This is a genomic window from Promicromonospora sp. MS192, from assembly GCF_049532985.1.
GTDB lineage: Bacteria > Actinomycetota > Actinomycetes > Actinomycetales > Cellulomonadaceae > Promicromonospora.
Map to the genome: position 1 here is coordinate 4,691,649 of NZ_CP186693.1, position 11,675 is coordinate 4,703,323.

General features: G+C 73.1%; 13 protein-coding genes. 8 read left to right on the forward strand and 5 right to left on the reverse strand.

Annotated features, from left to right (window positions below):
• Position 1: 1 nt before the first annotated feature.
• On the reverse strand, positions 2-283 hold the full coding sequence (locus ACO229_RS20940; protein WP_119140759.1) for an HU family DNA-binding protein: 282 nt from the start codon (positions 281-283) through the stop codon (positions 2-4).
• Positions 284-557: 274 nt separating this feature from the next.
• On the opposite strand from ACO229_RS20940, the gene ACO229_RS20945 reads away from it, so the two are divergent.
• A complete protein-coding gene (locus ACO229_RS20945; RefSeq protein ID WP_423462674.1) occupies positions 558-2,066 on the forward strand; it encodes an MFS transporter in 1,509 nt (502 codons plus the stop codon).
• Positions 2,067-2,089: 23 nt separating this feature from the next.
• On the opposite strand, the gene ACO229_RS20950 is transcribed toward ACO229_RS20945, so the two are convergent.
• On the reverse strand, positions 2,090-2,851 hold the full coding sequence (locus tag ACO229_RS20950; RefSeq protein WP_423462675.1) for a copper resistance CopC family protein: 762 nt from the start codon (positions 2,849-2,851) through the stop codon (positions 2,090-2,092).
• Between the two features lie 56 nt (positions 2,852-2,907).
• On the reverse strand, positions 2,908-4,962 hold the full coding sequence (locus ACO229_RS20955) for an NAD(+) synthase (RefSeq protein WP_423462676.1): 2,055 nt from the start codon (positions 4,960-4,962) through the stop codon (positions 2,908-2,910).
• Between the two features lie 93 nt (positions 4,963-5,055).
• Between ACO229_RS20955 and ACO229_RS20960 the strand changes: the two genes are divergently transcribed.
• Positions 5,056-5,487: an HIT family protein gene (locus ACO229_RS20960; RefSeq protein WP_397419218.1), complete on the forward strand. Its 432-nt coding sequence runs from the start codon at positions 5,056-5,058 to the stop codon at positions 5,485-5,487.
• 55 nt (positions 5,488-5,542) lie between these two features.
• The gene (locus tag ACO229_RS20965; protein ID WP_423462677.1) at positions 5,543-5,980 is read left to right on the forward strand and encodes a hypothetical protein; all 438 of its coding nucleotides are present in this window, start codon (positions 5,543-5,545) and stop codon (positions 5,978-5,980) included.
• A 135-nt stretch (positions 5,981-6,115) separates the two neighbouring features.
• Here the strand turns inward: ACO229_RS20965 and ACO229_RS20970 are convergent, their stop codons facing one another.
• On the reverse strand, positions 6,116-6,433 hold the full coding sequence (locus tag ACO229_RS20970) for a helix-turn-helix domain-containing protein (protein ID WP_397419214.1): 318 nt from the start codon (positions 6,431-6,433) through the stop codon (positions 6,116-6,118).
• A complete protein-coding gene (locus ACO229_RS20975; protein ID WP_397429369.1) occupies positions 6,430-6,795 on the reverse strand; it encodes a type II toxin-antitoxin system RelE/ParE family toxin in 366 nt (121 codons plus the stop codon). The genes ACO229_RS20970 and ACO229_RS20975 overlap by 4 nt, the downstream gene beginning before the upstream one ends.
• A gap of 115 nt (positions 6,796-6,910) precedes the next feature.
• On the opposite strand from ACO229_RS20975, the gene ACO229_RS20980 reads away from it, so the two are divergent.
• The 5 genes from ACO229_RS20980 (at position 6,911) to ACO229_RS21000 (ending at position 11,625) form a co-directional block, all read left to right on the forward strand.
• Positions 6,911-8,146 (forward strand): amidohydrolase, encoded by a 1,236-nt coding sequence (locus ACO229_RS20980; protein WP_423462678.1) that lies wholly within the window; start codon positions 6,911-6,913, stop codon positions 8,144-8,146.
• Positions 8,147-8,321: 175 nt separating this feature from the next.
• Entirely contained in the window at positions 8,322-9,704 is a 1,383-nt protein-coding gene (locus tag ACO229_RS20985; RefSeq protein WP_423462679.1) for a sensor histidine kinase, read from the forward strand.
• Positions 9,701-10,387, forward strand: a complete 687-nt coding sequence (locus ACO229_RS20990; protein ID WP_397419206.1) for a response regulator — start codon at positions 9,701-9,703, stop codon at positions 10,385-10,387. The genes ACO229_RS20985 and ACO229_RS20990 overlap by 4 nt, the downstream gene beginning before the upstream one ends.
• Positions 10,388-10,538: 151 nt before the next feature.
• Positions 10,539-10,934, forward strand: coding sequence for an SHOCT domain-containing protein (locus ACO229_RS20995; RefSeq protein ID WP_397429366.1), 396 nt, complete (start codon positions 10,539-10,541; stop codon positions 10,932-10,934).
• Between the two features lie 217 nt (positions 10,935-11,151).
• Positions 11,152-11,625 carry a hypothetical protein gene (locus ACO229_RS21000; RefSeq protein ID WP_397419202.1) on the forward strand — a complete coding sequence of 158 codons (474 nt, stop codon included), beginning with the start codon at positions 11,152-11,154 and terminating at the stop codon, positions 11,623-11,625.
• The last annotated feature ends 50 nt before the right edge of the window (positions 11,626-11,675 follow it).

Genomic DNA, 11,675 nt, shown 5'->3' on the forward strand with positions numbered 1-11,675 from the left:
GTCACTTCGCGACGGCCTTCTTCAGCAGCGAGCCGGCGCTGATCTTGACACCGAAGTTCGCCGGGATCGAGATCTCCTCGCCGGTGCGCGGGTTGCGGCCCGTGCGGGCGGCACGCTCGACGCGCTCGGCCGAGAGGAAGCCCGTCACCTTGACGGCCTCGCCCTTGGCGAGCGACTCGATCAGCACCTCCTGGAAGGCGTTGAGCGCGGCCTCGGCCTCGGACTTGTTGATCTCAGCCTTGCTGGCGATGGCCGAGACGAGCTCGGACTTGTTGAGCGACATGCGGTTCCCTTCTTCGGTCACGTCGTGCGGCGGTACCCGCCCGACGACGAGGCCCCATACTGCCAGCAGATCGGCAGGAATTCGCGGACAACGGGCACTTCTACGGCGAGTCGTGGGTAACTTTCCGCTCTCAGAGGACACGAACCTGTGTACGAGCCTGTGGACGACGAGGCAGCACGGCCCTCCGGAGGCACGTCAGGCCGCACTATCCGATGACTTCAGCAACCCAGAGCGGTCTACCGTTCCGGTAACGCCATGCCGATGAGAGGAAATCGTGGAGAAACCCCTGCGGGCACGCCGCAACCTGGTGGTCCTGGTGTTCAGCAACCTGCTGGCCGGGGTCGGCGTGGCGTCCGGGGCCGCCGTCGGCGCCCTGCTCGCGGAGAGTCTCGGCGGCACGTCCATGGCCGGTCTCGCGCAGGCGGTGGGCGTGCTCGCCGCCGCGGTGGCGTCCATCCCGCTCGCGACGCTCGCCCAGCTTCGCGGACGACGCTGGGCGCTGTCGCTCGGCTACGCGCTGTCCACGGCGGGCGCGGTGCTCATCGTGACGGCGGCGGTGCTGGGGCAGCTCGTCGTGCTGCTGGTGGGCCTGACCCTCTACGGCGTGGCCAACGCGACCAACCTGCAGTCCCGGTACGCCGCCGCCGACAACGTCGGCTCGGGCACCCGCGCCCGCACCATGTCGGTGGTGCTGTGGTCCACGACGGTCGGCTCGGTGGTGGGGCCCAACCTTGCGGCGCCGGGCGCCGTCGTCGGACGGGGCCTCGGGGTGCCGGACCTGGGCGGCCCCTACCTGTTCTCCGTGGTCGCGTACCTGCTCGCCGGGCTGCTGCTCGCGGCCCTGTACCGGGACCCGGCGGGGTCGGCGCTCCAGCCGGCTCCTACGGCCGGCGGCGGGCCGGCGGACGGCGGCCCGACGGTCCGGGGCGTCCCGGCGGACGACGCAGTGACGGACGGCGTGACGGACGGCGTGACGGACGGCGCGGCGACGGACGCCACCGCGACGGATGGCACCGCGACGGATGGCACCCCGGTGGGGCAGGCACCCGGACCGGGCCACGACGCGACGCGTGCCGCCGGCGTGCAGCCCGGACGGCGCCGTACCGGGGCGCTGACCGCGCTGCGCTGGGCGTGGGCGCACCCGCAGGCCCGGTTCGCGGTGGTCACCACGGCGGTCGCGCACGCCGTGATGATCATGGTGATGGTGATGACGCCGGTGCACATGCAGCACGGCGGGATGTCGCTGCAGCTCGTCGGCATCGTGATCAGCCTGCACGTGCTCGGGATGTTCGCGCTCAGCCCCGTGTTCGGGTGGCTGGCCGACCGGTTCGGCCCGCTGCGGGTCGCCGCCGGAGGGATGGTGCTCCAGGGCCTCGCCGTCGTCCTGGGCTTCACGGGCGCCGCCCTCGTGCCCGCCGCCGGGGCGCACGCCGGCCACGGTGCCACGGCGCCCGCCCTCGACACGGAGCTGCTGACCGCGGTGGCGCTGGTGCTGCTCGGGCTGGGCTGGTCGGCGTGCGTCATCGCGTCGTCGGCCGTGCTGGCGTCCGTGGCGGAACCCCACGTCAAGCTGCCGCTGCAGGGTGCCACGGACGCCCTGATGAACTACTTCGGCGCGGGCTCCGCAGCGCTGGCCGGACCGCTCCTGGCGTGGGGCGGCTTCGAGGCGGTCAACACGGCAGGCGCGCTGCTGCTGGTCCCCGCGGTGGTCGTGGCGGTGCTGGCGGCCAGGGCGCACCGCCTCACCGACGTGCCGGACCCTCAGGTCACCCGGGTGACCTGAGGGCTGCGGGCACGGACGCGGTCTCAGACGTGGGGCTTGCCGTCCGGGTTGTCGTTGCGCTTGCCGCCGTCTGCCGGACCCGCCCCGGGCTCGTCGGACTCGTCGGACCCGCGCAGCCTGTCGTTCTCGAGGATCTTGCGGCGCATGATCACCACGACGCCCAGCACCACGAGCACGGCGGCGAGGATGCCGCCGGTCACGGCGAGGCCGCTCGGAGCGGCGCCGTCGCCCGCACCCGCGAGCTCGGCCGGCGCACTGTCCGCGGTGTCCGTGGGCTCGGCGGTGTCCGTGGGCTCGGCAGCGTCGGTCGGCTCGGCGGTGGCGGTCGCCTCCGCCGTCGCGGACTCGGTCGGCTCCGCCGTCGGCTCGGGCTCGCCCTCCACGGTGTAGGACAGCTCGCCGTCGATCGGGTGGCCGTCGGACGAGACCACGTGCCAGGCGACGTCGTACGTGCCGGCAGGCAGCCCGGAGTCGAGCTGCGCGGTCACCACCCTGTCCGCCACCTGGATGTCCTCGCCCTGCGTCGTGGTGCCGTCGGGGCCCATGACCACGACCTCGATCCCGGTGTCGAGCGGCGCCGCGCTGAACGTCAGCGCGATGCTCGCCGGCGGCGCGTCGAGCGTGGCACCGTCCTTCGGGTCGGACGACAGGAGCTGGTCGTGCGCGCTCGCCGGCCCGGCCGCCAGCAGCAGGGCCACGAAGGTCAGGACTCCCGCGAGCGCGGTGATCAGACGGAGGCGGCGACGGCCATCGGGCCGGGCCTGGGCAACGGAGACAGCGGGCATGACGGCACCCTACCCGCCGTCTCACGGACCGGGACCGGACTTCGTCGAGGGCGTAGTCAGGCCTCCGGGACGGTGCGCTCCAGCTCGGCCAGCCAGGCCGTCGGGGCCGCGTCGGAGGGCATGCGCCAGTCGCCGCGCGGGGACATGGTGCCGCCCGGGGACACCTTCGGCCCGTTCGGCAGCGCGGAGCGCTTGAACTGCGACGCGAAGAACCGGCGCACGAACACCTCCAGCCAGTGCCGGATCGTCGCCAGGTCGTACTCCGTGCGGCGTGCCGACGGGAACCCCGGCGGCCAGTCGCCGACGTCGGCCCGCTGCCACGCGTGCCAGGCCAGGAAGGCGATCTTGGAGGGCCGGTAGCCGCGCCGCAGCACGTGGAACAGCGTGAAGTCCTGGAGGGCGTACGGGCCCACCGTGGCTTCCGTGGACTGCGGGGTCTCGCCCTCCTCGGTCGGGATCAGCTCGGGCGTGATCTCCTGCTCCACGATCTCCGTCAGCACGGCGTTGACCGGGCTCCCGGCGTCCGGGGAGAACTGGCCGCTGTCGATGGTCCACCGGATCAGGTGCTGGATCAGCGTCTTCGGCACGCCCGTGTTCACCGCGTAGTGGGACATCTGGTCGCCCACGCCGTAGGTGCACCAGCCGAGCGCCAGCTCGGAGAGGTCACCCGTGCCCAGCACGATGCCGCCGCGGTGGTTCGCGAGCCGGAACAGGTAGTCGTAGCGCAGCCCGGCCTGCACGTTCTCGAACGTGACGTCGTACTGCTTGGTGCCGCCGGAGTACGGGTGGTCCAGGTCGAGCAGCATCTGCTCGGCGGCGGGCCGGATGTCGATCTCCTGGAACGTCACCCCCAGGGCCTCGGCGAGCCGGATCGCACGGTCCTTGGTCTCCGACGTCGTCGCGAAGCCGGGCATCGTGAAGGCGTGGACGTCGGTGCGCGGGCGGCCCAGCCGGTCCATCGCCTTGGCCGCGACGATCAGGGCGTGCGTCGAGTCCAGGCCCCCGCTGACGCCGATCACGACCTTGGGCTGCCCGATCGCCCGCAGCCGCTGCTCCAGCCCGGTGACCTGGATGTTGTAGGCCTCGTAGCAGTCCTGGGCGAGCCGGTCGGCGTCGTCGGGCACGAAGGGGAAGCGGTCGACCTTGCGGCGCAGGCCGAGGTCGCCCTGCGGCGGGTGCACGCTGAAGGCGATCTCCCGGAGCTCGCCGGTCGTCTCCAGCCCCAGCCCGCGCCGGTTGTCGTCGAAGGTGCCCTGCCGCAGCCGCTCCTGCCGCAGGCGGTCCAGGTCGACGTCGACCACGGTGGCGCGCGGGCCGTCCGGGAACCGCTCGGTCTCGCCGAGCAGGTCGCCGGCCTCGTAGACCATGGTCTGGCCGTCCCAGGACAGGTCGGTGCTCGACTCGCCCTGTCCCGCCGCGGTGTAGACGTAGGCTGCGTTGCACCGGTAGCTCGCGCTGCGCACGATCAGGCGCCGGTCCTCGGCACGGGCCACCGTGATCGGGCTGGCGGACAGGTTGAGCAGCACCGTGGCCCCCGCGAGGGCCGCGACGGCGCTCGGCGGCACCGGGACCCACATGTCCTCGCAGACCTCGACGTGGACCGCGAGCCCGCGCACGTCGTCGGCCCGGAAGATCAGGTCGGAGCCGAGCGGGACCTCCTCGCCGAGCAGGGTCAGGGTGCCGCGGTGGTCGTCGCCCGGGGCGAACTGCCGCTTCTCGTAGAACTCACGGTAGTTCGGCAGGTAGGACTTGGGCGCGACCCCGAGGATCCGCCCGCGGTGCACGACGACGGCGGTGTTCAGCAGCCGGCTGCCCACGAGCAGGGGGGCGCCGACCACCAGCATCGTCATCAGCTCGACGCTCGCCGCCTTGATCTCGGCGAGCGCGTCCAGGACCGACTCCAGGAGCGTGTCCTGCATGAGCAGGTCGTCGATCGCGTAACCGCTCAGGCACAGCTCCGGGAACACCGCGACGGCCACGCCGTCGTCGGCCAGCTGCCGCGCCTGGTCCAGGACCGCCGCGGCGTTGGTCGCGGGATCGGCGACGGCGACGGGGATGGTGCAGGCCGCGACCCGGGCGAACCCATGGGCGTACGCGTTGTAGAAGTCCACGGGTTCGAGTCTATGGACGCGCGCCCACGTCGCCCGACGGCGCCCGCCGGCTCCTGTCCCGCCGGACCGGCCCGGCTCGCTACAGTCCCTCCCGTGACCAGAGAACCCGACTGCCTCTTCTGCCGCATCGTCGCCGGCGAGGTCCCGTCCGTCCAGGTCGACGAGGACGAACGCACGCTCACGTTCATGGACATCAACCCGGCCGCCGACGGGCACGCCCTCGTGATCCCCAAGGCGCACGCCCGCGACCTGCACGACATCGCCCCCGACGACCTGGCCGCCTGCACGATCACCGCCCAGCGGGTCGCAGGCCGGGCGGTCCAGCGGCTCGGGGCCGACGGCGTGAACCTCCTGAACTGCGCGGGGGAGGCCGCCTGGCAGACGGTGTTCCACTTCCACGTCCACGTGGTGCCCCGGTTCCGCGACGACCAGGCCCGCGACTCGCTGCGCCTCCCGTGGACGCCGACGCCGGGCGACCCCGCGCGGATCGGCGCGGCGGCGGAGCTGCTGCGCGCGAGCTCCTGAGCGTCATCCCGGCACGTGCGCGGGGCGTGTCGGTGACGAGTGGCACGATCAGGCCATGGGCATCCTGACCGACTACTTCGTCGCGGCCTCCGACACCGAGGCCGCCGCATTCCTCGACGACGGCGCCCCGAGGCACGCGTTGCCCGACGGCCACGTGCTGGAGTCGAAGGGCATCGAGCCGTTCGTCACGCTCGCCACCCTCGAGGAGATCCTGACCGGCAGGCCCTACGCCGAGATCAGCTCCGGCGTGACCGCCGTGACCTTCTCCGAGGACACGGGCGCCGTCGTGGTGCAGGTCCGGCCGGCGCTCCTCGAGGCGCTCACGGGCGCGAGCGAGAGCGAGCTGGACGGCGCGGCGGACGCCTGGTCCAGGACCGAGGAGCTCGCGACCGACGACCCGGCCCCGCTCGCCGCGTTCCTGGACGACCTGGCCGCCCTCGCACGGATCGCCGAGTCCGAGGGCGCGGGGGTCTACTGCTGGGCCTCGCCCTGACCCCTGGGCGACGGGGTCCGCCGGTCGAGCACCGCGACCCGTCGGACACGCTGTGGCTCGACGACACGCCGACCAACCCGGCGACGTCGGGCTGACGCCCGGAGCGCGGCCGGTCGTCGCGCCGGCTGCGCGTTCTCACGCGATACCGGCGATCTCCCCGTCGTCGAACAGGATCGCCTGCTGCAGCTCTCCGCCCAGGGCGCGTGCGTAGCGCGCGAGCACCTCCTGGCCGGAGATCTTGCCCTTCTCGATCTGGGAGACCCGGCCCTTGGTCACACCCATGCGATCAGCGACCTGCTGCTGAGTCAGCCGCCGCTTCTTGCGGAGCTCGGCGAGCCGATGACCGGTCACCTCGGCGAGGAGCTCCTGCTTGCCCCGCTCGAAGGCGTCCTCGCCACCGGCCTTCTCGACAAGATCGCCACGGATGTCCTTCCACTGCACGTATCCCGTCACGATGCACCCTCCCCTTCTTCTGCACGTCTGCTCAAGTACGCCTGGTACCGCTCCTCGGCCAGCGGGACTGCTTCGACATACCACTGCTGCCAACGCCCTGACTTGTCCCCAGCGACAAGGAAGATCGCCGATCGCCAAGGGTCGAACACGAACAGCAGCCGCATGTCTCCTGGTCGAAGCTCCTTGAGATTCGCGATCGAGGAATGCTGGATCGTGTCGACCAACGGTCGGCCCAGCCTTGGCCCCCGCTCCGCCAGGACATCGATCGCCTGAGCGACCCGGTCCCGCGACGCCCCGTCAAGCCCATAGATCCATTCCCGCACCTCGTCGACGACGTAGATGCTCCATTCCTCGTCCGCCATGCCGCGAGTTTAGTGATCGGTACACATCCTCGCACGGCGAGGTCCTTCATGTCACGCAGCGGCTACGCGAGGCAGAACGGTTCTTACCGTCGTTACCTTGGGTAATGATGTACCCATGACAACCCGCTCCAGCATCGCCATCACCCACGCCTACGTGGTCCCCGTCGCCTCCGCCCCGATCGAGGACGGCACCGTGCTCATCGAGGACGGCGTGATCACCGCCGTCGGACAGGACGTCGTCGTGCCCGACGGCGTCGAGACCATCGACGCCCAGGGCAGGTGGCTCCTGCCCGGCTTCGTCGAGGCGCACGGCCACATCGGCATCCACGAGGAGGGCGAGGGCTGGGCCGGCAACGACACCAACGAGATGACGGACCCGAACGGCTCCGCGCTGCGGGCCATCGACGCCGTGCAGATCGACGAGGAGGGCTTCCGCGACGCCCTCGCGGGCGGTGTGACGACCGCGGTCATCAAGCCGGGCTCGGGCAACCCGATCGGCGGCCAGACCGTCGCGATCAAGACGTGGGGCGGCCGCACGATCGACGAGCAGGTGATCAGCGACTCCGTGTCCGTCAAGAGCGCGCTCGGCGAGAACCCGAAGCGCGTGTACGGGGACAAGAAGCAGCTCCCCTCGACCCGCCTGGGCGTCGCGAACGTGATCCGCAAGGCGTTCGTCGATGCCCAGAACTACGCGGCGAAGCGCGACGCCGCCGCGGAAGAGGGCAAGCCCTTCGACCGCGACCTGGGCAAGGAGACGCTCGCCCGGGTGCTCGCCGGCGAGCTCGCCTGGGACCAGCACACGCACCGCGCCGACGACATCGCCACCGCGATCCGCCTGTCGGAGGAGTTCGGCTACCGGCTCGTCATCAACCACGGCACGGAGGGCCACCTGGTCGCCGACGTCCTCGCCGAGAAGGACATCCCCGTCATCTACGGCCCGATGTTCGTCTCCCGGTCCAAGGTCGAGGTGCGGCACCGCGCGAACCGCAACATCGCCGCGATGGCGGCGGCCGGCGTGCGCGTCGCGATCACGACCGACCACCCCGTCATCCCCATCAACTTCCTCGTGCACCAGGCGTCGTTCGCCGCCCGCGACGGGCTCCCGCGCGAGACCGCGCTGGCCGCGATCACAGCCAACCCCGCGTCGTTCCTCCGCCTCGACGACCGGGTCGGGTCGATCAAGGAGGGGCTCGACGGCGACGTCGTGCTCTGGTCCGGCGACCCGCTCGACACCGACCAGCGCGCCGAGCGCGTCTTCATCACCGGCACCGAGGTCTACACCTGGGACCCGGCCGCCGACGCCGGCCGCGGCGCAGGCCGGGTGCAGGAGCGCAGCGCCCGCTTCGCCTGACACCAGGACCCCGTCCCGTAGGGACGAGAGTGGTCGGCGCGATGTCAGGTAGTCGGTAGGTCGGGCGACCGATCACCTGACCTCGTGCCGAGCACGACGGCGCGGCACCGGAGGGGGACACGCGGTGGTACCCCGGTCCGACGCGGCGGCGCCCGGCCCGGCGTAGCGTGCGAGCATGCTGGGCACCACCCGACCCGTGCGCGACCCGGACCCCGTCGCCCCCGGGCCCTTCGACCGCCTGCGGCCGCGCGTCTTCGTCGCGGTCGCCGTGACCGTGCTCAGCACGCTGGGCTCGGTCGCCGCCGCGCGGGACCAGGCCTGGGCCGTCCAGCCCGGCCTGGCCGGCCTGCTCCTGCTGCTCGTGGCGCCTGCCGCGCTCGTGTTCCTCCTGCCCCGCCGGCCGGCGCTCGCCACGGTGGTGTCCGTCGCCGCGGCGCTGACGTTCCTGCTGCTCGGCCGGGCGTGGGGGCCCGTGCTGCTGGGACCGGTCGCGGTGCTCGCCGGCGTGATGCTCAGCGGGACGGCCCGCCGCGCGCGGGTGATCGCCTGGTCCGGCGCCGCACTGCTCGCCGGGGGCGTGGGAACGGTCGCCACGCTGCTCGCGCCGCGGCTGGAGCAGCAGCTCCGCGACAACCCGCCGGACCTGCCCCGCGAGTGGGGACCTCCTGGCCCGCCGTTCCACGGCCCGGGCTGGGCCGACGACGGCGCGTGGTTCCTCACCACCGGGTCCCTGGTCGCCGGGGCCGCGTGGCTCGCCGTCGTGCTGCTGGTCGCGAGCGCCGTGCGGGACCGGGCGGCACGACGGGTCGCCGCGCGGGCCGCCGCTCGCGAGACGGCGGCCGAACGGGAGCGCACCGCCGTGGCCTCGGAACGGCTGCGGATCGCCCGCGAGCTGCACGACGTGCTCGCCCACTCCCTGTCCGCCATCAACGTGCAGGCCGGGGTGGGCCTGCACCTGCTGGAGAAGCACCCGGGGCAGGCCCGCGAGGCGCTGACGAACATCCGGGACACCAGCCGGGACGCGCTGGCCGAGGTGCGCACGGTGCTGGGGATCGTCCGGGAGGACGGCGCCCCGCTCACCCCCACATGGGACCTCACCGCGCTGAACCGCCTGGCCGACCAGGCCCGCGCCGAGGGGCTGGACGTGGCCGTCGACCTGCCGCCCGACGTCGGTGACCTGCCCGACCACCTCATGGGCGTCGTGCACCGGGTGGTCCAGGAGTCGCTGACGAACGTGCGCCGGCACGCGACGTCGGTCGGCCGGGTCACTGTGCGGCTGACCCGGGGCGACCACCTGGAGGTGACGGTGGCCGACGACGGCGCCCCGGCCGGTGCACCCGCGGAGCCGGGCTACGGCCTGCTGGGGATGCGCGAACGTGTGGAGGGTGCCGGCGGCACCCTCACCGTGGGTCCTCGTCCGGACGGGAGCGGCTGGCTGGTGCTGGCCAGGCTCCCGGTCCCCGCGGCCCGCCCGGAGCGTCCCGGCGCCGTCGCGCCGTCGCCCGACCGGGCGGCTGCACCGCCGTCCGACACCCCCGAACCGGGAGAGACCGCATGATCGACGTCCTGCTCGCCGACGACCAGGCCCTGGTGCGCGGCGGCTTCCGCGCGCTGATCGACTCCGAGGACGACATGCGGGTCGTCGCAGAGGCCGCGACGGGCGAGGACGCCGTCGCGCTCACCCTCGACCACCTGCCCCACGTGGTGCTCATGGACATCCGCATGCCGGGCATGGACGGGCTGGCGGCGACGCGCCGGATCATCGCCGAACCCCGCGCCGCGGGGGTGCACGTGGTGGTGGTGACGACGTTCGAGCTGGACGAGTACGTCACCGACGCGATCCGGGCCGGGGCGTCCGGGTTCCTGGTCAAGGACACGGAGCCGGCGGAGCTGGTGCGGGCGGTGCGGGTCGCGGCGTCGGGCAACGCGCTGCTGTCGCCGACGGTGACACGGCGGCTGCTCGCGCGGGTCGCCGACGCGACCCGGGTGGTCGGCCCGCTGCCTGCGCTGGCGGAGCTCACGCCGCGCGAGCGCGAGGTGCTCGTCGAGGTGGCGGGCGGGCTCGCGAACGACGAGATCGCGGCGCGGCTGTACCTGTCGGAGTCGACGGTGAAGACGCACGTCTCGCGGGTGCTCATGAAGACGGGCTCGCGCGACCGCGCGCAGCTCGTGGTGCTCGCGTACGAGGCGGGCCTCGTGCGCCCCGGCTGGGCCGGAGGCGCAGCGGAGGGTGGGGGCTGAGGAACGAGGCACCCGCCCGCAGCGCAGCCGCAGGACCAGCCGGCACCACGGGTGTACCGGGCCGGGTACACAGGACTGACGACCCTGCCGCCGCGCGACGGCAGCCTGGTGGTGAGGCCGGAACGACCGGCCCAACCCACTGGAGGTCGACATGCTCACCGCGACGACGGAGGTCCTCGCCAACGGGCCCCACTACGGCTGGGGCGGACCCGGCCCGTTCTTCTTCATCTTCCCGCTGCTGTGGTTCCTGCTGTTCGCGACGGTGGTCTTCCTGATCGCCCGGCGGGCCCGGCGCGGCCCGCGCGGCGGCTGGGGCGGGCCGTGGTCCGCGCACGCGGCGGCCGGGGCCGACCCGGTGACGCTGCTGGGCACCCGCTTCGCCCGCGGGGAGATCGACGAGGCCGAGTACCGTTCACGGCTCGCCGTGCTCCGCTCGGCGGACCCGTACCCGAACGCTCACCCGGGCACCGGGACCGCGGCCGGTCCGGCGGCGCCCGACGCACCCCCTGCCCCGCAGGACCGGCCGGCGGCCGACGGCGACCGCTGACGCCGGTCCGGACGCCCAGGCCACCCCGGTGACCTGGGCGTCCGGGGCGCCGCCGCGACCCGGCAGCACCCCGGGAACCACGGTCGATCGCACCCCGGGAGCGCCCCCGGAGCACCTCCCGGAGCGATTGGCGGTGCGGCACGGGCGTGACGCTAGACTCGCGGGCGGGTGCGACGGACCGCACTCCTGAGAACCGTTGACGTGAGGGAAGTAGATCGTGAGCACCAGCAAGAACTGGGGCGCGGCCGTACTGGTCTCCTGCGCACTCCTGCTGTCCGGATGCGCGGCCCTCGAGGACATGGCCAACGACTTCATGCCCTCGGGAGAAGAGGTCCAGCAGGAGGCCGAGCCCTCGTCGGAGGCGATCCAGGCTCCGATCAGCACCGGCAAGTACAACCTGGTGGAGGCGTGCAGCGCCTTCTTCTCGGGTCCGCTGGTCACCAACATCACGGCCCTCGCGCCGGCGGTCCGGGCCCCGCTCGACGAGGAGCGCACCGGTTCCGCGAGCAGCATCAGCAAGAGCATCGGCCTGATCATCGGCGAGTCGGACGAGGTCAGCATCGCCCACCTCGAGGCGATCCGCGCACCGTTCGACCAGGCGCTCGACGGCTCCATCGCCCGGCCCAGCGCGGTCACGACGGCCATCACGTCCTACCGGAACACCTGCACCGAGGCCGGTTGGAAGGGCTGAGTCCCCGCCCCGCCCGGACACGAACGGACCCCCGGCCACCTGGTGGCCGG